We start from the raw sequence: 18,019 nt of genomic DNA on the forward strand, positions 1-18,019 counted from the left end.
CTTGCAGGTCGTTAATGCTGAAATACCATGGTCTGATGCCGGTTCTTCTCGCCTGGCTCCTCGTCGTGGGACCGGTCTCTCCGGCTCCAAGCCGGGGAGCCGACTTGGCGGAAGGGGTTGCCGCCGAGCACGTGATCCTGTTCGTGTTGGAAGGCGTCGGGCAGGAATCGCCCAAGGCCGGCCCGATGCCGACGCTCGCCCGGCTGGTCAAGGAAGGCTCGGTCACCTGGTCAGCCGCCTCCGTCAACCCGCCCCTGCGGCTCCCGACGATGGCTTCCCTCCTGACCGGCATGCCGGTCGAGAAGCACGGGATCACCTGGAATGCCTTTGACTTCATCCGCGGCTATCCTCGCCCGCCGACCGTCTTCGATTACCTGGACCTGAGCGGGGGCAAGGACAGCGCGATCTTCTTCATGGATGAGTCCCTGTATCAGTTGGCCAGGCCGGAGCCCTACACGGACTATCAGATGTGCGGGCCGCTCAAGCCCGAGTGCAATCCGGCCACCGTGGTCGGGTACATCCGCGAGTATTTCCGCAAGGCCACGAGCGGACACGGCTACGGCCATGCGATCCTGTCGCTGCCGCACTTCCTCGTCGTGCACCTGCCGGAGCCGGGGCGCGCGGCGACGGCGCACGGGCGCGGCTCTCGGGACTATCGGGAAGCCTTGAGGACCGTGGACACGGCCATGAAGGACATCCTGGGGATCTACCGGGACCTGGGCATCCTGGGGCGGACGACCGTGTTCGTAACCGGCGTGAACAACGAGGAAGGGGCCAAGCTCAACGGCCACGGTCCGCCAGCGGTCCCCTGGATCGCCTGGGGGGCGGGGATCAAGGCAGGCTACGCGATCAAGCAGCCGGTCTCGATCCTGGACACGGGCGCGACGGTCATGCGGACGCTCGGGCTCGAGACCCATACGGAGTGGGAGAGTCACGCGGTCGAAGAGATCTTCCGGACGCCCCGGCTCCCTCGGGAGCCCCAGGCGGAGCCGAAGCGATAGACGGGACGGCATGAGCGGGCGAGGACCTTACGGACACTCGACTCTGGAACGTGGACTCTGGACCCTGGCGGCCGGGTCATCCCTCGCTGCGGCTCTCGCCCTCTCGGCCTGGGCGGCCCCGCCGGCTCCCTATTCCAAGGAGTACACGATTACGATTGACGCGACCGCGCTGAACCCTCCCACCTGGTGGCAGGTGCCGGGCGTGACGCCGATGATCATGACGCTGGACCCCGACAGCACCGACGCGTTCCGGACCACGGCTCCGCGCGATCTGAGGCTCAAGCCCGGAACCTATCGGTTCGGGACCTTCACCTTCGACTTCCCGTTCGCGGTGACGCTGGAAGGGACCCTGGACTATGCCAAGGGGTTGGACCAGTGCGTGTCGGGTCGGGGAACGAACGTCCTGACGGTCCGGTGCAGCCGCACCCAGCCCTACGGCGGGAACCCGGAATATTGAGGGCCGGCGCCCGGTTTGGAGAAGAGAGACGCACCATGGCTGATCAAGTGGAAGACCTGCTGGAAGCGCTGGACGACGTGGACGACGCGACGCGGGAGGAGGCCGCCAAGGCCCTGGCCGCGCTGGCCGATCCGAGCACGCTGGAGTCCCTGCTGCGGGCCTGCGAGGACGAGTTCTGGTCCGTGCGGGCCCACGCCGCCTGGGGAGTCGCGAAGATCGGCGGGCCGAAGGCGATCGAGGCGTTGATCGCGCTCTTCAACGATCCGATCATGGAAGTGCGGAACGAGGCGGTGGACGCGATGGCGCACCTGGGCCGGCCCGCCGCGGACCGGCTCATCGCCTGTCTCAAGGACGAGCGGTGGCGGGTGCGCGAGCATGCCGCCAAGGCCTGCGGCCTCATCAAGGAGGCCCGGGCCGTGGACGGGCTGATCGTGGCCTGCCGGGACCGGGACGGGGCCGTCAAGAGCGCGGCGGCCGAGGCGCTGGGCCGGATCGCGGACGCGAAGGCGGTGCCCGCCCTGATCAAGCTGTTCAAGGATTCGTCCAAAACGGTGCGGGAGACGGCCGGTACCGCCCTGGTGGCGATCGGCACGCCGTCGGTGGACCCGCTCATCCAGAGCCTCAAGGATCCGGACTTCGTCGTCCGGTGCCACGCGGCGCGGGCGCTCGGCGGCATGACGACCGACTACCAGATCGGCCGGACCTGGGTGACGGATCAGAAGGTCGTGGACGCGCTGATCGGGGCCTTGAAGGACGCGGACCGGGCGGTGCGCGAGGATGCGACGATCGCGCTGGGCATGATCGGGGACAAGCGGGCGATCGAGCCGCTGATCGAGGCGATGAAGGACGGGGCCGTCAAGCGGCACGCGATCATGTCGCTCGGCATGATCGGCGACGCCAGCGCCCTGCCGGCGGTGCTCGACGCCCTGAAGGGCAAGGGGATCCGGCAGGAGGGGACGCCGACCCCCGGCTGCATCGTGAGCGAGGAGGCTTTCGTCAAGGAAGCCGCGGCCACGGCCCTCGGGCACTTCCGGGACCCGCGCGTGATCCCCGACTTGGTCATGCTGCTCAAGGACGGAATTCTGCGCGAAAAAGCCGCCGCGTCGCTCGTGCTGATCGGGGACGCGGCCATCGAGCCGCTCGTGGCCTTCCTCCACGATCCCAAGGCGTCGGAGATCGAGGGCAACGAGCGGGCCCTCTCGTTCGCCACCAGCCGGCTCACCGCCGCCGAGGCCCTCAAGAAGCTGACCCTCGAAACGCTGCGCAAGCTGGGCTGGGAGCCGCCTCCAGAGGAGGAGGAGTCGGTGGAGGCTTCCAAGGCCGACAATCTCCGGGTGGACAAGCCGCTCGGAGACACGGGCCGGTTCGGCCCATCCGGCGATTTGGCCCGCCCGACGAAGTAGGCCGGGTTCCCCGCCGGCCCGGCTATTTCCTCACCGCGATCCCGTGGGTGTCCGCCGTCTCCTTCCCGTCCTTCATGTTGGAGATCCGCGCGACGCCGACGAACTGGCCGCCCCGCCCGCCGTCCGTCACCTTGATCACGCCCACGCCCGGAGTCGAGCCCTTGGCGTTGTTGACGGTCTTGTCGTTGCCCGTGAGCGGGTTCGGCCCCCTCGTGCCGACGAAGACGTAGGCGCCGTCCGGGGAAACGTCCATCAGGTCCGGCGCCGGATCGTCGCTGATGGATCCGGCCAGCTCGACGGACCCGACGCTCAGGTTGGTCAACGTGTCGATGATCTCCACGTTGTTGCCAGCCCGGTCCGCGCTCCAGAGGTAACGTCCGACGGCCGCCATCCCGTGGGAGTCGGCGAACCTCGAGTCCCGGGAAGTGATCAACTTGACCGACACCGACTTGGGAAGGTTGGCAAGATCGAGGGCGTAGACGTCGTAGGACAGGGGGGCCACAGGCCAGCCGCCGCCCGAGTTGAGGTACATCGTGTTGCCCACCTGGATGCCGCCGCAGCCGGCCGGATGAACCTCGTTGTTGGTCAGCGTCGCCACGACCTTCATCGGGGTCGCCGTCACGTCCACCACGAGGAGCCCGCCGCCCCGCAGCGTGACGAACGCGTACGTGCTCGACGCCTCGGTGATCGGGCAGATCGGCGCCGTGTCCGGCCGCTCGCCGCTCTCCATCACGCCCAGGTTCAGCACGTCCTTCGCGGGATCAAAAGCGAACTTGTGTCCCGCGTAGTCGGTCCAGATCCGGATGAACTTCTTCTCGGCGATGTTGGCCGCGATCGCCATTTTCTGGTCCGGCGTCGGCCAGGCCGCGTGGACGTTCTTGCCCATCGAGAGGCAGGCGTCCAGCTTCTTCCTGTCGGAGTCCATGATCAGGACGTGTCCGCTCAGGAACGACAGGATGGCGTGGGACTGGTCCCGGGTGAAGAAGAGCATGTGCGGCCGGCGGACCGCCTTCTTCGTGGCGTCCTGGCAGAACTGGTTGATCTGGCCGCCCAGATCGATCGTTTCCTTCGGTTTGGCGGCTGAGGGGTTGGCGGCCAGCTGCGCGCCGTCATAGATGTGCAGGAACCCACCGCTCTCCTTGGCCGTGTCCGACTGGTCCGTGACCCAGACCTCGTAAGCAAGGATCGTGGGAGGAGACGCGAGGCTCCAGCCAACGGGCAGGGTCAGGGCCAAGGCGAGAGCCAGTCCTGTTCGGAACCGTCCGGGTATGGCCGTTTGTATGCTCATCGGAGGCCTCCTTCTGAAATGGCGGTATCGGTTCGAAATCCGTTCGGGTAAGGGATTGGGTCTAGGCAATGGGCCCGAATGACGATCATACTAATGAGCCCCGGTCGGCTCTGTCAACGGAGATGGGACGGTGTGGCACAAGCGGCGAGAGCCGGCCGGCCGACCGGGATTCCTGTTGACCGTCAAAAAAGGCCTGTGCTAAGGTGTTCAATCAAGAATCGCCACGTCCCAAGCGGCCCGGAACCGATGTGAGCACCCGGTTACCCCTCCTCCCGTCCACCCCGTCCCGCCGCCGCGTCCCTCGCTCGAACGTCGGAACGGTCGACTGCTGGGACAACGACGGCGTGAGTGAGGCGCCATGGCGGACAGCGTGTCGGAGCAGATCGCGGCCCTGAAGGATGAGGACTGGGCCGTTCGCGAGGAGGCGGCCGCCGCGTTGGGCTCGTTCCGCGACGCGAGGGCGGTGGGTCCCTTGATCGCGGTGCTCGGGGACGCGGACCGGGCGGTGCGCGAGGCGGCCATCGCGGCCTTGACCGCGATCGGGGAAGCGGCCGTCGAGCGGCTGGGCGCCTGCCTGGCCAATCCGGACCTGACGGTCCAGGAGTCGGCTGCCGCGGTTCTCTCGCGGGTCGCCGATGCGCGCGTGGTCGAGCCGCTGGTCGAAGCGCTGCGCAGCGGCGACTGGATCGTGCGCATGCAGGCGGCCAAGGCGTTGGGCCGGGTGGGCGACGCCCGCGCCGTCTCCCCGCTCCTGTCCCTCCTGCAGGACAAGGTCAAAGCCGTCCGGGTCGAGGCCGCCGACGCGCTGGTGGCGATCGGGCCCGCGGCGGCACCCTCGCTGCTGGCGGTGCTTCGGCACGGGGAGTGGCTGGTTCGGCTGCACGCGGTCGAGGCCCTGGGGAAGATCAAATCGCCTGAGGCGGTCGAGCCGTTGCTCTGGCTGCTGTTCAACGATCACGATTCGGCCATCCGCGAGGATGCGGTCCGGTCCCTGGGAGAGATCGGGGACTCGAGAGCCACGGAGTTCCTGATCACCGTCCTGACCGACACCCGCCTTCGCCCGCTGGCCGTCGAGGCGCTGGGCAAGATCGGCGACCGGCGCGCGGTTCCCGTGCTGGTGGCGGTGGTCACGGGAGCGAGCCGGCCCCAGGACAGCCAGGCCATTGACGGGTGCGGGGACCGGTGGGACGCCGAGATGTTCGCGATGGAGGCGGCGGTGAAGGCCCTGGGGCGGATCCGTGACGAGAGCACGGTTCCTACGCTGGTCGAGGCGCTCAGGAATACCGCGGTGCGCGCCGAGGCGGCAGCCGCCCTTGTGGCCATCGGGTCGTCGGCGATCCCTCCTCTCCTGGGCGTCTTGAGGAACGAGCAGGACGACAATATCCTCTACCACGTGAAGGAGGCGCTGACTCAACTGGGCTGGAGACCCAATCGAATCCGGTGATGAACGCTGAGCGATGAGTGCTGAATACAGAGCGAAGAACGCTGAACGGGAGAGAGGTTTCTTCCACAATTCATCATTAATTCATCGTTCAGCACTCTGCATTCAGCATTGAGTTGGAGTCATGTCGAAGGAGTCGCTGGAGACTCTGATTGCGGAGCTGGTCCACGAGGAGGACTGGCGGCGCATGCGCGCCACGGCCGCCTGTCTGAAGGGCGGGCCGAAGGCGGTGGCGGGGCTGGTCCATGCGCTGGAGACGGGCAGCCCGGAGCTGAAGGTCGAGGCGGCCGGCATGCTCGCGCGGATCAGGGACCCGGCCGCCGGCGTGCCGCTGGTGCGGCTGCTCACGGATCCGGACGAAGCGGTCCGCAGGGCCGGCGCGCTGGCCCTGGAGCAGATGGCGGGTGTCCTGGATCGGGCGGCGGCCGCCGCGCTCGTGCAGGATCTGCACGAGTTCCGGGAGGAGGGGCGGCGTGAGTCGGTGAGCCGGCTCCTGGGCCTGATTCCCAACGCCATCGGCCCCCTGACCGACCTGCTGAAACATCCGGATGCGGCCGCCCGACAGACTGCCGCGGCGATCCTGGAGCAGCTCCTGGATCCCCGCGCGGGGGACGCGCTGGTGGACGCGATGGCGGACCCGGCGCTGCGCGAGGCGGCGGTCCGCACGCTCAAGAAGCTCGCGGCCGTCCGGGACCGGATCGACCGGACGTTCGAGACGCTGCGGAACGTCGAGGGGTCGGCTGAGCGGGAGGAAGCCAGGATGGCCGCGGTCATTGACCTGCTGGGGATCGGGCGGCCGAGCGTCGAAATCCTGATCGAATTCTTAGGAGACGAGGACTGGGTCGTGCGGGAGGCTGCGGCGGACCTGCTCGGTAAGATCGGCGACGCGCGGGCCGTCGAGCCGCTGATGGAACGGCTCCGGAGGGACAAGGACACCGGCGTCAAGGAACTGGCGTTGAAGTCGCTGGGGCTGATCGGCGATCCGCGCCCGGTGGACCTGTACATCGAGGCGATTCCGATCCGGCCCTTGCGCGTGTACGCCATGGAGGCGCTGGCGAAGGTGAAGGACGTGGAGGTGCTGCGGCCCCATGCAGACCTGTTCGCGCAACTCAAGACGGATCGGGACGGGCTGGTCGCCTACAACGCCGGGATGATCGTAGACAAGCTGGAGGCCTTGACCATGCAAGCGGAGCAGGCGGCCATGCGGGAAGGAGCGGGTGCGGATGGGTGAAGCCGAACAGGACCGGTTGAACGAGCGGGTCGAGCAGTTGCTCGGGGCGCTCAGGGACGAGAACGAGGCGCTGCGCGACCACGCCGTGGCCAGCCTGGGGCAGATGGGCGTCGAGGCCCTGCCCGGCCTGATCGGCCTGTTGGCGGACGAGGACGTGCTGATTCGCGAGGCGGCTACCAGCGCGATCGTGCGGATCGGTCCGGTGGCGGTCGAACGGCTCGTCGAAGCCCTGCAGGACGACGAGTGGGCGGTGCGGGAACAGGCCGCCTCCGCGCTGGGACGGCTCAAGGATCCCCGCGGGGTCGAGCCCCTGGTTCGCGCCTTGAAGGACAAGGACGGGGCGGTCCGGAACGCGGCGGTCTGGGCCCTGGAACGGATCGGCGACCCCCGGGCCGTGCCGGGGCTGATCGAGGCCCTGACCGACGGCACCCTGCGGGAGGACGTGGCCCGGGTGCTCAAGAAGATCGGCGATGCGCGCGCCGTCGAAGCCCTGATCGGCGGACTGCTCGGGAACAATTGGATGGTCCGCCGCCATGCGGCCGAGGCCCTGGGCCGGATCGGGGATCCGAGGGCGATGGGGCCGCTCATCGAGGCGCTGAAAGACGAAGACTGGCTGGTCCGGCGCAACGCGGCCGAATCGCTGGCCAGACTGGGCGATCCGCGGGCGGTCGAGTCCCTGGTGCCGCTGCTGGAGGACGAAAACGAAATGGTCCAGGAGACCGTGGAAGGGGCGCTGGCCAGCCTGGGCTGGAAGCCGCAGGCGGCCGGTTGACGAAAAGGGAAAAGGGGATTTGGTATGGCGAGCGAAGCTCCGAAGGAACCGGGTAAGCTGCTGCAGATCACGCCGAAGGGCGGGGGCAAGAAGGACGGGTTCAACCTCGTCACCGAGAGGGTCGTCTCGGTGAACCCCGAGGCCAAGCAACTCGAGGTGGAGTTGTTGGCCTATGACGGGAAGACGGTCGTGCTGGACGTCGCCGAGGAGGCGCTCGAGGACCTCAAGAAGCTCAAACCCGGGGACGGCGCGACGATCCGGGTGGTGGAAGAAGGCGGCAAGCGGGTCGCCAAGAGCTTCCGGATCCGGTCCAAGGACCCGAACGCGGCGAAGGCCGATGCGATGCTCCTGGACCTCAAGGATTCCCACTGGCTCAACCGCAAGTATGCGGCGGAGGCGCTCGGGGATCTCAAGGATGTCAGGGCCGTCGGCCCGCTGGTGGAGGCCCTGACCAGCGACGAGGTGGGGGACGTGCGGCAGCGGGCTTACGACTCGCTCATCAAGCTGGGGGCCGTCTCCGTCCCGGCCCTGATCCCGCTGCTGGTGTCCGAGGAGGACGAGGTCCGCCAGTCCGTCACCGAGATCATCAGGAAGATCGGCAAGCCGGCGGTCGAGCCCCTGGCGGTGGCCCTCGGAGAAGCGGACGACCGGCTCAAGGGCCGGATCATGAAGGTCCTGGACCGGATGGGCTACAAGCCCAAGCCGAAGGACGAAGGGGTCAAGCAGATCGCGTCGCAGAACTGAAGGTGCGTCAAGCCGGTTGTTCCGGGCCGCGGGGCGGCCGGCCGACCGAGAGATAGCGGAACCCCAGGCTCGCCATCCGCTCCGGCTCGTACACGTTGCGCAGGTCGATGAAGATGGGCCGGCGCAACGTTCCCTTCAGCCGATTCAAGTCCAGGTTGCGGAATTCGTTCCATTCGGTGACGAGGACCAGTGCGTCCGCCCCCTTCGCGGCGTCGTAGGCGTCCGTGCAGGGGATCAGGCCGGGGAACAGCCTCGTCGCTTCCTCCATGGCGGCCGGGTCGAAGGCGCGCACAACGGCACCTTCCTGCATCAGTTGCCCGGCGATCGCCAGGGCCGGAGCTTCCCGCAGGTCGTTCGTGTTCGGCTTGAACGAGAGCCCCAACAGGCCGACCGTCTTGCCCTTGAGCCCGCCCACCGCCACGCGGATTTTTTCCACCATGCGCTGCCGTTGAAGCTCGTTGACCTGCGCGGCCGCGCGGGCGACCAGCATCGGCTCTCCGGCCCGGTCCCCGATCTGAGTCAGGGCTGCCAGGTCCTTCGGGAAGCACGAGCCGCCGAACCCGGGACCGGCGTGCAGGAATTTGGAGCCGATGCGATGGTCCAGTCCCATGGCCTTGGCGACGACCTGCACGTCCGCGCCGACCTTTTCGCAGAGGTTCGCGATCTCGTTGATGAACGAGATCTTGGTCGCGAGGAAGGCGTTGGAAGCGTACTTGATCATCTCCGCGGTGGCGATGTCGGTCACGACGAACGGGGTCTCGATCAGGTAGAGGGGACGGTAGAGGTCCCTCATGATCGCGACCGCTTCAGGACCGTCCGCCCCGATGACCACCCGGTTTGGCCTCAGGAAATCCTCGATCGCCGAGCCTTCCCGGAGGAACTCGGGGTTGGAGACGATGTCGAACCGACAGGGTTCGACCTGGCTGGATCGGATCACCTCCCGGAGCTTTTCGCCGGTGCCCACGGGAACCGTGGATTTGGTGGCGATCACCTTGTAGCTGCGCATGTGGCGCGCGATCCCGCGTCCCACCTGCTCGACGTAGGACAGGTCAGCGGATCCGTCGGCCTTCGGGGGAGTTCCGACCGCAATGAAGATCACCAGAGCCTGGTCCACGGCTTTGGCGAGATCCGTCGTGAAGCCCAGCCGATTCTCCTTCAACCCCTTGCTCACGAGCTCCGTGAGCCCCGGCTCGTAAAAGGGGACGTCCCCCTTCTCGAGCCTGGCGATCCGCTTGGCGTCGGAGTCCATGCAGATCACGTTGAGGCCGAACTCGGCGAAGCAGGCGCCAGTGACCAAACCGACGTAGCCCGTTCCGATCACGCTGATGTGCATGTCTCCGCCCTCGCCTCCAAATCCTCGGCCTCCGTGCCAGCGGGCCGATCACCGTAGTTTAGCCAGGGGAGCGAGTATACCATACTTTCGGGAAGGCCCGGTGCCGCCCGCGCAGAGCAGGTTTGGCGCCGCACTCCCGCACGCTGATCGGGTCAGCGCGTCATTGACACCTCCGGCCGGCTCCCTTACAATTTCGTCGTCTTCGCCAGGGCCTTGGTGCTCGGGCACTCGGAGGGAGAAGCCGATGGCGCTCCAGGGCGGTGCGATGTTGCGGCCTCTGGCCGTCATGATGAGCCGCAACATCCGGGCGATCGGTCCAGACGCGACGTTGGCGGAGGCGGCCCGTCTCATGCGCGACGCGCGAGTGGGGGCCCTGCTGGTGTCCGCCGCCGGCTCGTACGTCGGAGTCGTGAGCGAGACCGATCTCGTGAGCAAGGCCATGGCGGGGGGGCTGGACCCGGCTCAGACCCCGGTGCGGACGATCATGAGCAGCCCCGTCATCGGCATCGAGATCACCAGCTCCGCCCATGACGCCAGCGACCTGATGGCCGACAAGGGGATCAGGCACCTGGCGATCACTCAGGACGGGCAGATCGTCGGCATCATTTCGGTTCGCGACCTCCTCCGCTATTTCAAGAATTGGGGCACGCTCTGAGTCTCTCCGCCAGTCCCTCTATCAGCGATCTCATGACCGATCACGTCGCTCCCCGGTCTGTGCAGCCATGATTTCGCCGTCGTCAGAGACCTGCGCCTGGGCCCGCTGGTGGCTCTTCGCGACGGCCTTTATCACCGGAGCCGTCGTGATGGCCCTGGAGATTCTCGGGAGCCGGCTGCTGGCGCCCGTGTTCGGCAATTCCCTGTTCGTCTGGGGGGCACTGATCGGCGTGATCCTGGCCGCGATGAGCAGCGGCTACGCGATGGGAGGCTGGCTGGCGGACCGCCATCCGGTCGGAAAAGTCCTGTCCTGGCTGCTCCTGGCCTCGGGCTTCTGGACGTTTCTTCTGGCCTGGAAGGGCTTGCCGGTGATGTTCGCGGTGTCCGAATGGATCGAGGATCCGCGGTTGGGCCCCTGTCTGGCCGCCAGCATCCTGCTGGCCCCGCCGGCCTTCGGGCTCAGCGGAGTGTTGCCCGCCTTGCTCCGCCTCTCGATCGCAGACATGGGGCACCTCGGACGGCATACCGGACGGATGATCGCCGTGTCCACGGTCGGAAGCCTGATCGGAACCTGGGGGACCGCGTTTTTTCTTCTCAGTTGGTTGGGCAGCATGACCCTGGTGGCGGTGCTGGGCGCGGTGCAGGTGCTGCTCGGGCTCATCTGGTGGCGGCAGGCGGCGACGGGACAGGCTCGGACCGCGGTCAGGGCGGCCGGGAGCCTGGTGCTTTTGACCGGCGCCATCGGTCTCGGCTGGCTGGCTTGGCATCCGGACCTGGTTCTCCCCGCGCCGGTCTATCAAGAGGACAGTCCCTACCAGCAAATTCGCGTCAGGGACACCGATCTGCACCGGTACCTGATCCTGGACCGAACGTTCCACGCGATCATGTGGCGCGTCGAGCCGGTGGAGCTGTTCCTGCCCTACAGCCACATGATGGTTGCGGCCTTGGCGCTCACCCCAGAACCCAAACGGGCGCTGCTCCTCGGGCACGGCGGCGGCTCCATCGCCAAGTGGCTTGCCCGCCACTGGCCCGAGCTCGCTCTCGACCTCGTGGAGGTGGACCCTTCCGTGGCGCGGGCCGCGGAGCGGTTTTTCGACTACCGACCGACGGAGCGACACCACGTGTACGTGAGGGATGCAAGGGTGTTCCTGCGGACTTCGCAGGAGCGCTACGATATCATCTGGGTGGACGTCTTTGCGCGGCACCTGGTCCCCTTTCACTTGACCACGCGGGAGTTCTTTGCCGAGGTTCGCGCCCACTTGAATCCCAACGGCGTGGCGGTCGTGAATCTGGCCTCGTCCGGCGACGGGCCGGACCGGCAGCGGGCGCAGGCGATCGTGGCGACGCTTCGAACGGTGTTTCCCGTCATTGAGACCTATCCGATAAGAGGAGCCAGGGGAGCGCACAATCTCATCTTTTTCGCCGGGGCCCCCGTAGAAGCTCTGCGGCAACCTTCCTTCGCCGCCAGGGTCGCCCAGCTCATCGAGCAGCACCGCATGCCGAAGGAAGTGCCGGACCTTCTTCTCAGCAGGCGAGACGAGGAGTGGCAGCCCGGAGTTGTCCTGACCGACGACTACGCGCCCTTTGATCTGTTGATCGGGAGAGGTCAGACCGATGGCCTGGCACCAGTCGTTGGTCAGTGAACAAGAGAGGCAGGCGGCATCCTGTCCTTCTTCGGGAGCCGGGACCTCGCGGTTTATAACTATAAGAAATATTTAAACATTTTTGAGAGCGTTTCGGCCTGTCCGATCCGAAAAGAACGGCCTTGCTTCCCTCTAGCGCCTGTGCTATAAGGGGCGGCGGCTTAGGCATTGCGCGTGTGTTTGCGCGCTCACGGTGAGCAGTCATCAGACGGATCGTTGCTCCGCACTAACCTAAATCACAGCTCTTTTCATTCAAGGGAGGTAGGTCATGGGTAAGATGGTGTTGACGGTCTTTATCGGCCTTCTCTTCATCGCGGCCGGGGCGACAGCCTCATTCGCCCACCATGCAGGTGGCGTCGAGATTGGGGATTTGGAAACCGGATCGGTCATCGGCCAGCCCTTCAAGGAGCTGCCCATTGACATGGACTTCCACGCGTTGGAGAACGTGGGCGGGAAGAAGGTCTGGTATCCGCCGGTCGCGATCCTTAGCGTCAGGGATCGGGGGAGCAACCCGGTGGTGCTGAAGGTGACGAACGATACCTCGAGCGAGCACGGGTTCTACCTGACCGCCGGCGACAGCTACGCGCCGCCGTCGTCCCTGAACGTGAAGATCGTGCTGAAGCCAGGCGAGACCAAGTACATCGGCATTCCCACCAGCGACCTCACCTATACGGTCGTGGGGAATGTGCTCCGCTACAAGTGCCACCTGCATGAGGCCCATGCCGGCGGGCAGTTGCTGATCTTGAAGTAGGCCGTCCTGTTTTTCGAGAGGATCCCCCCGGCCGCGCGGGTGACCGGGGGGATTTTTTTACGCAGGCTCGCCCTGGCAGTCCGTTTGCGCGTTCAGAGGCAGGCGCTGGCTGGCCGCCACCTTCCCTTTCACGATCAATAGCAGGAACCGGCCTTCCGTCGGAACTTGACCGGGCCGTTCCGTGACGACGGTATTCAGGTCCACCACGACTTCGTTCTCCGCCTGCCACTGCGCCCCGTTGACCACCCAGACGTGGCTGCTGGCTCGTGGAAATTGCTTCGCCACGAACCCGTCAATGGCGCGGGAGAGGTCGGTGGTCGTACCTGAAGCCAGTCCGGCGGTACTCAGGCTCCCGATCAGACAGAGCAGCAACACCCATCTGGAGGCCATGATCATCCCTCCTACGTTGGTGATCCCGAGGGCGGCTGCATCGGCGATGCTCCGCCCGCATGCATCACGGGACAGGATGTTCCCCTGTCCCCGTGGAGCTGCCTGTTTGAAATTATACCACGGGGTCCGGATTTGAAAAATGAAAAGCCCCCTTCCCGGATCCACCCGGGAAGGGGGCTTTTCGCGTGAGCCTACAGCTTGTCGTCGCGAAGGGAAGAAGTTAGTTCCGGACCCCGCTCCACACCTTGGCGTCGTCTATGTGCTTGTCCGGGTTCAGCTTGCGGGCCTTCTCGAGCAGGACCTCGGTCGTCTCCGGGTAGCCGGGGTCCGGCACGCAGCAATTGTCGACGGGACAGACGGCGGCGCACTGCGGTTCGTCGAAGTGCCCGACGCACTCCGTGCACCGCTCATGGGTGATGACGTAAATGCTGTCTCCAACGCCCTGACCTTCCCCAACGTGGTAGCCCTTGCCTTCGGCGTCGCTCCTGGTCTCGAAGATGGCTTCGTTCGGGCACTCCGGCAGGCAGGCCCCGCAGGAGATGCATTCGTCAGTGATTAAAAGAGCCATGACTCACGCCTCCTTGACTCGGTATTCGGTATTGACAACAAAGGGCGACACTGACCATAGTGCGTGCCGCAAGGTAGGGGCTCATTCTAGATCGCGATTCCTCGGCAAGTCAACTGGCAAAAAGGCGAGCAGAAGGCCTATCTGTTTGATCTATATGGGCCATTGGGCCTAGGTGGGAACGCGATGGCACCGGACTGGCCGTGACCGAGTCTTCGCTCCCCGAAAAAGGCGTGTCGAAACGCAGCCGGGTGTTCGCGCTCATCGTCCTGGCGCTTGCGTTGATGACGGCCAGCCTGTTCCTCTCCAATCCCAAGGAGACGGACACCATCATCGTGACGTTTCCCACAGGCAAGACGATCGAAGCCGAGGTGGCCGACACGCCGGAAAAGCTTCTGTTCGGGCTGGCGTTCAGGGACTCGTTGCCGCAGGATTCCGGCATGCTGTATATCTTCGAGACCTCCGACCGCCATCGCGTCCGGACCAAGGGGTTCCGGATTCCGGTCGACATGATCTGGGCGGACGAGAACAAGCGTGTAGTCTTTCTGGTGGAAGGGGCCCAGCCCTGCCAGCAGGATCCCTGTCCGTTCTACGGGCCGCCCCCGGAGAACGTCCGGTACGTGATCCAGACGGCTGCCGGCTTTGTCAAGCGGGAGCAGGTGACCACGGGTATGGAATTGAAGTTCGCGCTTCGGATGTGAAGAGCAAGAAGAGCCATCAGCGATCAGCTCTCGGTCTGGAGTCAAAAGGGTTTAGGCTGACGGCTGAGAGTTGATGGCTGAGTGCCGGAGAGGAACATGGACGGGTTTCAGCAGGTCGCGCGGGTGGAGGAGATTCCGCCGGGCCACTCCAAGGTCGTCATGGTGAAGGAGAGGCCGATCGCCCTCTTCAACGTCGAGGGCACGTTGTACGCGATTTACAACGAGTGTCCGCACGAGGGGGGGCCGCTGGGCGAGGGTCGGCTGAAGGGCTGCGTCGTGTCCTGTCCCTGGCACGACTTGGCGTTCGACGTTCGGAACGGACGGGCAACTGACGGAGGCGGATACTGCGTGGGGAGTTACGAGGTGTGCGTGCGGGGGCAGGACGTGTTCGTCGGAGGGCGGCGCAAGGGCTGATCCGAGGCCTGCCTGTTCGGAGTGGAGTGGAGAGGGGGCCGAGACATGGTCGGAATCCAGTTGAGGACTGAAGGACCGGGGGCCGATCCCGATCGCGATGCCCGACCCATCACGGCGATGGTGGGGGGCAGCTTCCAGATCCACCTGTGGGAGGATCGGACGAGGGGGGAACAGTGGGTTCCGTCCTACGATCCGCAGGCGCTCGTGCTGGTGAGCGACGAGTTTCTGCGCACGACCAGCAACAACGCCGTGGATTCCGGGCGGCGAACCTTCGAGTTTCGCTCCTTGGCGTCCGGGACCCACCGCCTGGTCTTCGAAAAGCGCATGGGCTGGAAGTTCACCGCCGAGGACCGCCGCGTCTTCCTCGTGCGAGCGACGGACGGAGCGCTTCCCGCCGGAGGCACGGGAGCCGGCTGATGGGCGAAGTGGGGTTCGTCAACGGCCGGTTCATGCCGCTGGAGCAGGCGACCGTGCCGGTCGAAGACCGCGGCTATCAATTCGGCGACGGGGTCTATGAAGTCGTCCGCACGTACCGAGGCGCGCCGTTCCAGCTCGAGGCGCACCTGGCCCGGCTCGAGCGGAGCGCCCAGGCCATCGGACTCCCCCTCCCGTATCGGGCCCAGCAATGGGCGGACTTCGTCGCCGAGGGCATCAAGTTGGCCGGGTTCGGAGAGAGCAAAATCTATATCCAGCTCACACGGGGCGTTGCGCCGAGGGACCATCTGTTCCCCGCCTCCCCACGTCCCACCGCGGTCATGACCGTGCGGGAGTTGCAGCCTCTGCCTCTCTCCTTCCATGCGAACGGGGTGGAGGCCATCACGCTGGAAGATGTCCGCTGGGGGCGATGCGACATCAAGAGCGTGAACCTGCTGCCGAACGTGATGGCCCGGCAGCGTGCCAGGGAGGCCGGCGCCTTCGAGGCGATTTTGGTGCGGGAAGGCGAGGTGACCGAAGGAGCGGTCAGCAACGTGCTGGCGGTGCATGGCGGCATCTTGCTGACCCCGCCAGAAGGTTCGCGCATCCTGTCCGGAGTGACGAGGGCGGTGACGCTCTCCCTGGCCCGCAAAGAAGGTCTCACGGTTCAGGAACGTTCGGTGCGGCTGGACGAGCTGCGGGCCGCCCAGGAGATCATGCTGACCGGCACCACGGTCGAAGTGCTGCCGGTGGTCGGGCTCGATGGCAAACCGGTCGGGACTGGCCGACCCGGCGAGGTGTCCGGCCTCTTGTTGGACCGCTTCCGGCAGTTGACCGGCCCGGCTGCCTAGCGCCGTTCCACGGCTCTCCGGGCCCCGGCGAATCGCGTGGCGCGGGGCCGTTCCGCTCCCGCTCCCCCTTGCGTTGACCTGATGAAAATGGTAACGTATCGCGATTGGAAGTGGGCGCAGGCCCACTTTTTTGTTTGAGGTTGGTGCTTCGGATGGGGGAGCCGCTGCGGACCGGGGTGTTCGGCGAGGCGGCGCGGGTCGCCGAGCGGGTCCGGACGATCGTTGCGCCCATCGCGCGCGCGTTGGCCCTCGACCTCGTCGACGTGGAGTGTGCGGGGCAGGGGGGCCGGACGGTGGTCCGGGTCTTCATCGACAAGCCGGGGGGCGTCACCCTCCAGGATTGCGAGCAGGTGCACCAGTCGCTGGGGCGGGCGCTCGACGTGGAAGACCCGATCCCGCACGCCTATACGCTCGAGGTGTCCTCGCCGGGCCTGGATCGGCCTCTCAAGAGGCGCGAGGACTATCAGCGTGCAGTCGGGAAGCTCGTGAATCTGAAGCTGCGCCAGCCTTGGAACGGGCAGTGGCGGGTGGTGGCCAGCCTGCTGGCAGTGGGAGACGGGGGCGTCACGATGGCCGGCTTGGCCCAGGATCCGGAGCAGACCACGCTCGTTCCGTGGGACATGATCGGAGAAGCGCGGCTGGAAGCAGAGTGGTAGTCGGCTTCACGGGACGGACGGGCACTGGATCGAGTTCGTATGGTCTCCAGTGGCTTTCGCGACCGGGCCGGAAGCCGGGGGGCGGGGAACGTCAATTATGAACCGAGAATTGATCGCGGTGATCGACCAGATCGGACGCGAAAAGGGCATCGACAAGGCCAAGGTGATCGGCGCGGTGGAAGCCGCGCTCCAGACTGCGGCCAAGAAGCGGTTCGGCCAGGGTGAAAACATCCAGGTCCAGATCGATCCGAAGACCGGCGAGATCTCCGTGGTCTCACTCAAGACGATCGTCGAGACCGTGACGAATCCCAAGGCCGAGATTTCGCTGGCCGAAGCGCGGCGCGTCGACAGCGAGGCCGAAGTCGGGGACGAGATCGGGTCCATGATCGAGATGGACGAGCTGGGACGGATCGCGGCCCAGACGGCCAAGCAGGTGATCTGCCAGAAGGTCCGGGAGGCCGAGTGGGAAGCGGTCCAGCGCGAATATTCCACCCGCCAGGGGGAGTTGGTCACCGGCATCATCCTGGGGCAGGAGCGGCGGAACTACCTCGTGGACTTGGGCAAGACGGAAGCGATCCTGCCGATGCAGGAGCAGATCCCGCGGGAGTCCTACCGGCGGGGAGACCGGATCAAGGCCTATCTCGTGGAGGTTCGTCGCACGCCCAAGGACGTCCAGGTGATTCTGTCCCGCGCCCATCCCCAGTTCGTTGCCAAGCTCTTCGAGCTGGAGGTTCCCGAAGTGACGGAGAAGATCGTGGAGATCAAGGGCATCGTGCGGGAGCCGGGCGACCGGACGAAAATCGCGGTGGCCTCGCGCGACAAGGCGGTCGATCCGGTCGGGGCCTGCGTGGGGATCAAAGGGTCGCGCGTGCAGGCGGTGGTGCGGGAGTTGCGCGGGGAAAAGATCGACATCATCGCCTGGACTTCGGACCCCCGGGTCTTCATCGCCGAGGCGCTGAACCCGGCGACGATCGAGAAGGTCGGCGTCGACGAGGAAAAAAAGTCGGCGCTGGTGGTGGTGGCGGACTCGCAGCTCTCCCTGGCGATCGGGAAGAACGGACAGAACGTCCGCCTCGCCGCCAAGCTGACCGGCTGGAAGATCGACATCATCAGCGCCACCGAGTACGAGAAGGAGAAGGCCGAGCGCGACAAGGAGATCAAGGCGGCGCTGGCCGAGGAGGCGCAGGCCCAACGTGAAGAAGAGGAGGCCAGGGCCCAACGGGCGGCGGCCCTTGCCGCTGAAGCGGCGGAGGCCTCGTCCGTCCAGGACGGGTCGCCAGCGACGACGCCGGAGGGGGCTCAGGCCTAAC

At 66.2% G+C, this 18,019-nt stretch carries 20 protein-coding genes; 16 read left to right on the forward strand and 4 right to left on the reverse strand.

Going from position 1 to position 18,019, the window contains the following annotated elements; all coding sequences use genetic code 11:
- Positions 1 to 35 precede the first annotated feature (35 nt).
- From AB1411_08795 to AB1411_08805, 3 genes are read left to right on the forward strand one after another with little or no spacing between them, the layout of a single operon-like run.
- On the forward strand, positions 36 to 1,001 hold the full coding sequence (locus AB1411_08795; protein MEW6543696.1) for an alkaline phosphatase family protein: 966 nt from the start codon (positions 36 to 38) through the stop codon (positions 999 to 1,001).
- A gap of 10 nt (positions 1,002 to 1,011) precedes the next feature.
- On the forward strand, positions 1,012 to 1,458 hold the full coding sequence (locus AB1411_08800) for a hypothetical protein (GenBank protein ID MEW6543697.1): 447 nt from the start codon (positions 1,012 to 1,014) through the stop codon (positions 1,456 to 1,458).
- Between the two features lie 35 nt (positions 1,459 to 1,493).
- Positions 1,494 to 2,861, forward strand: coding sequence for a HEAT repeat domain-containing protein (locus AB1411_08805; protein MEW6543698.1), 1,368 nt, complete (start codon positions 1,494 to 1,496; stop codon positions 2,859 to 2,861).
- Between the two features lie 22 nt (positions 2,862 to 2,883).
- On the opposite strand, the gene AB1411_08810 is transcribed toward AB1411_08805, so the two are convergent.
- Positions 2,884 to 4,149 (reverse strand): hypothetical protein, encoded by a 1,266-nt coding sequence (locus AB1411_08810; protein ID MEW6543699.1) that lies wholly within the window; start codon positions 4,147 to 4,149, stop codon positions 2,884 to 2,886.
- A gap of 358 nt (positions 4,150 to 4,507) precedes the next feature.
- Between AB1411_08810 and AB1411_08815 the strand changes: the two genes are divergently transcribed.
- The 4 genes from AB1411_08815 to AB1411_08830 all read left to right on the forward strand — a co-directional run bounded on the left by AB1411_08815 (position 4,508) and on the right by AB1411_08830 (position 8,337).
- On the forward strand, positions 4,508 to 5,593 hold the full coding sequence (locus AB1411_08815; protein MEW6543700.1) for a HEAT repeat domain-containing protein: 1,086 nt from the start codon (positions 4,508 to 4,510) through the stop codon (positions 5,591 to 5,593).
- 121 nt (positions 5,594 to 5,714) lie between these two features.
- Complete coding sequence (locus tag AB1411_08820) at positions 5,715 to 6,821, forward strand: HEAT repeat domain-containing protein (protein MEW6543701.1); 1,107 nt, start codon at positions 5,715 to 5,717, stop codon at positions 6,819 to 6,821.
- The gene (locus AB1411_08825) at positions 6,814 to 7,593 is read left to right on the forward strand and encodes a HEAT repeat domain-containing protein (protein ID MEW6543702.1); all 780 of its coding nucleotides are present in this window, start codon (positions 6,814 to 6,816) and stop codon (positions 7,591 to 7,593) included. The genes AB1411_08820 and AB1411_08825 overlap by 8 nt, the downstream gene beginning before the upstream one ends.
- A 24-nt stretch (positions 7,594 to 7,617) precedes the next feature.
- On the forward strand, positions 7,618 to 8,337 hold the full coding sequence (locus AB1411_08830) for a HEAT repeat domain-containing protein (GenBank protein ID MEW6543703.1): 720 nt from the start codon (positions 7,618 to 7,620) through the stop codon (positions 8,335 to 8,337).
- Between the two features lie 7 nt (positions 8,338 to 8,344).
- Here AB1411_08830 and AB1411_08835 read toward each other — a convergent pair whose 3' ends face one another.
- Positions 8,345 to 9,670: a UDP-glucose/GDP-mannose dehydrogenase family protein gene (locus AB1411_08835; GenBank protein ID MEW6543704.1), complete on the reverse strand. Its 1,326-nt coding sequence runs from the start codon at positions 9,668 to 9,670 to the stop codon at positions 8,345 to 8,347.
- Positions 9,671 to 9,914: 244 nt separating this feature from the next.
- On the opposite strand from AB1411_08835, the gene AB1411_08840 reads away from it, so the two are divergent.
- From AB1411_08840 to AB1411_08850, 3 genes are all read left to right on the forward strand, one after another.
- Complete coding sequence (locus AB1411_08840) at positions 9,915 to 10,325, forward strand: CBS domain-containing protein (GenBank protein ID MEW6543705.1); 411 nt, start codon at positions 9,915 to 9,917, stop codon at positions 10,323 to 10,325.
- A gap of 67 nt (positions 10,326 to 10,392) precedes the next feature.
- Complete coding sequence (locus tag AB1411_08845) at positions 10,393 to 11,967, forward strand: fused MFS/spermidine synthase (protein ID MEW6543706.1); 1,575 nt, start codon at positions 10,393 to 10,395, stop codon at positions 11,965 to 11,967.
- 268 nt (positions 11,968 to 12,235) lie between these two features.
- Positions 12,236 to 12,718 (forward strand): hypothetical protein, encoded by a 483-nt coding sequence (locus AB1411_08850; GenBank protein ID MEW6543707.1) that lies wholly within the window; start codon positions 12,236 to 12,238, stop codon positions 12,716 to 12,718.
- Positions 12,719 to 12,775: 57 nt separating this feature from the next.
- Here AB1411_08850 and AB1411_08855 read toward each other — a convergent pair whose 3' ends face one another.
- Both AB1411_08855 and AB1411_08860 read right to left on the reverse strand, forming a co-directional pair.
- Positions 12,776 to 13,108: a hypothetical protein gene (locus AB1411_08855; GenBank protein ID MEW6543708.1), complete on the reverse strand. Its 333-nt coding sequence runs from the start codon at positions 13,106 to 13,108 to the stop codon at positions 12,776 to 12,778.
- A 220-nt stretch (positions 13,109 to 13,328) separates the two neighbouring features.
- Positions 13,329 to 13,676 (reverse strand): 4Fe-4S dicluster domain-containing protein, encoded by a 348-nt coding sequence (locus tag AB1411_08860; GenBank protein MEW6543709.1) that lies wholly within the window; start codon positions 13,674 to 13,676, stop codon positions 13,329 to 13,331.
- Positions 13,677 to 13,906: 230 nt separating this feature from the next.
- On the opposite strand from AB1411_08860, the gene AB1411_08865 reads away from it, so the two are divergent.
- The 6 genes from AB1411_08865 to nusA all read left to right on the forward strand — a co-directional run bounded on the left by AB1411_08865 (position 13,907) and on the right by nusA (position 18,018).
- Entirely contained in the window at positions 13,907 to 14,374 is a 468-nt protein-coding gene (locus tag AB1411_08865) for a DUF192 domain-containing protein (protein MEW6543710.1), read from the forward strand.
- Between the two features lie 96 nt (positions 14,375 to 14,470).
- Complete coding sequence (locus AB1411_08870; GenBank protein MEW6543711.1) at positions 14,471 to 14,788, forward strand: Rieske 2Fe-2S domain-containing protein; 318 nt, start codon at positions 14,471 to 14,473, stop codon at positions 14,786 to 14,788.
- A gap of 45 nt (positions 14,789 to 14,833) precedes the next feature.
- Complete coding sequence (locus tag AB1411_08875; GenBank protein ID MEW6543712.1) at positions 14,834 to 15,205, forward strand: protease inhibitor I42 family protein; 372 nt, start codon at positions 14,834 to 14,836, stop codon at positions 15,203 to 15,205.
- Positions 15,205 to 16,053 carry a D-amino-acid transaminase gene (gene dat, locus AB1411_08880; protein ID MEW6543713.1) on the forward strand — a complete coding sequence of 283 codons (849 nt, stop codon included), beginning with the start codon at positions 15,205 to 15,207 and terminating at the stop codon, positions 16,051 to 16,053. The genes AB1411_08875 and dat overlap by 1 nt, the downstream gene beginning before the upstream one ends.
- Positions 16,054 to 16,196: 143 nt before the next feature.
- Positions 16,197 to 16,709 carry a ribosome maturation factor RimP gene (gene rimP / locus AB1411_08885; GenBank protein MEW6543714.1) on the forward strand — a complete coding sequence of 171 codons (513 nt, stop codon included), beginning with the start codon at positions 16,197 to 16,199 and terminating at the stop codon, positions 16,707 to 16,709.
- Positions 16,710 to 16,806: 97 nt separating this feature from the next.
- Positions 16,807 to 18,018: a transcription termination factor NusA gene (gene nusA, locus AB1411_08890; GenBank protein MEW6543715.1), complete on the forward strand. Its 1,212-nt coding sequence runs from the start codon at positions 16,807 to 16,809 to the stop codon at positions 18,016 to 18,018.
- The last annotated feature ends 1 nt before the right edge of the window (position 18,019 follow it).

Source organism: Nitrospirota bacterium, assembly GCA_040757595.1.
Lineage (GTDB): Bacteria > Nitrospirota > Nitrospiria > Nitrospirales > Nitrospiraceae > JBFLWP01.